We start from the raw sequence: 1,446 nt of genomic DNA on the forward strand, positions 1-1,446 counted from the left end.
TCCATGTCCAAAAACCCTATGGACATAACACTTCTTGGCTAAAGTCCCACAGCTGAGCTAGAAGCACAGCGATGACGAGTACCTGGGTAAGGACGGATAGCAACCAAGCAAGACGGCGTCCGCGGATGAGGCCGAAGCACAGTACGAGTTGGATGATGAGCGGCATGAAACTGGCGATGGCCGGACCCACGCCGTGGACGCGGGCGACATCAAGGGCAGCTTGGCAGGCCTGGCTTGTGGGGTCAGCCTGGCAGAGCTCAGTGGCGTGATAAGCAGCAGAGTTGAAGGACCACATCAGTCGGGTGACTGGGCTGAAGGGCCCTTCGGCCAGCGGGTCAAGGGCCACGAAGGCTGGGCCAATGGCTACCACGCCCAAGATGAGCGCGGTGAGCACGCGGCGTTCAGGCACCGAGGCGCGGTGGAAGGCAGTGGGGCGCTGGGCATTTGTGCGAGGCGCAAAGACACTCCACGCGATACCGGCGGCGATGGAGAGCACCGAGGCGGTGACGCCGAGAACATCGCTCAACGTACCGCCATACAGGGCCATGGTGAGAGTCAAGGCAAGGATGCTGAGGCGTACGCGGCGCTGCCATAGGCGCGGCATCCACGCAGAAGCGAAGCCGGCAGTACCCACGATGAAACCGATGGGTGATAAGTCAGTGGAGCTCAGAAGATCATCGCCCCAGCGGTTTAGCCCGAGCACTTCGATGCCGTGGGCGGCTACGTAGGCCAAGGGAACGGAGATAAGCTGCGTGACGATACCAACGGCGAGAGTGCGCAGGGAACCTAGCCGGTATTCCGAAGGGAGAACGAAAGCCAGGGCCATGAGGGTGAGTGCCACAACCGTGCCGAAGGTACGACCGGTCAGCCCGGTAGTCTGAGTAATACCGTCCAGTTGAGGTGCTAGGTACGTCACGATGGCTAGTGCCCACATCAGAAGGATCAACGCCCACGTCACCGGTGTGCGCCGCGCGAGGTGTCGGAAGTTGTTAGCGCTGAAGATCTGCATCTTGGACTCCATCAAAAGGATCGTTCACATCTTTCAAACCACCTTGGCGGGCGATCCAGGCGAAAGTTTCGCGCAGAGCCGGGCGCCACACCTCGAAGGAATGCCCACCCGGGCGGGTGGTGTAGAAAGTCCGCATGCCGGCGGCGCGGGCGGCATCACTCAACTGGCTGAGTGCTTTCACCGCGTTAGTGTCGCGGTTGCCGGCGATTAAGATGGCCTGGTGGTCGGGGTACTTTTTCGTCGCCAGCAGGTGTGCAGGATTAGCGGCTTGGTAGGCGGCTTCATCGCCACCATAGAACTTGGACACGGTGGCGGCGTGGTTTCCAATAGTGGGTTCGGCCTCGCCGGAGATGTCCACTGCCTGGCCATAGGCTTCGGGATGATTGGTGAGGATCTGCAGAGAGCAGGGGCCTGGCCCCCGGAAAGTAGACACGTCG

General features: G+C 61.1%; 2 protein-coding genes. Both read right to left on the minus strand.

Features of this window, described 5'->3' with window-relative positions; translation table 11 throughout:
* Positions 1–16 precede the first annotated feature (16 nt).
* Positions 17–1,009 carry a hypothetical protein gene (locus tag HMPREF3056_RS07095; protein ID WP_246822476.1) on the minus strand — a complete coding sequence of 331 codons (993 nt, stop codon included), beginning with the start codon at positions 1,007–1,009 and terminating at the stop codon, positions 17–19.
* Positions 990–1,446 (minus strand): alpha/beta hydrolase-fold protein (locus tag HMPREF3056_RS07100; RefSeq protein ID WP_246822477.1); only part of this gene is annotated, 457 nt, incomplete at its 5' end. The genes HMPREF3056_RS07095 and HMPREF3056_RS07100, both read right to left, overlap by 20 nt.

Source organism: Corynebacterium sp. HMSC056F09, assembly GCF_001815785.1.
Classification (GTDB): domain Bacteria; phylum Actinomycetota; class Actinomycetes; order Mycobacteriales; family Mycobacteriaceae; genus Corynebacterium; species Corynebacterium hiratae.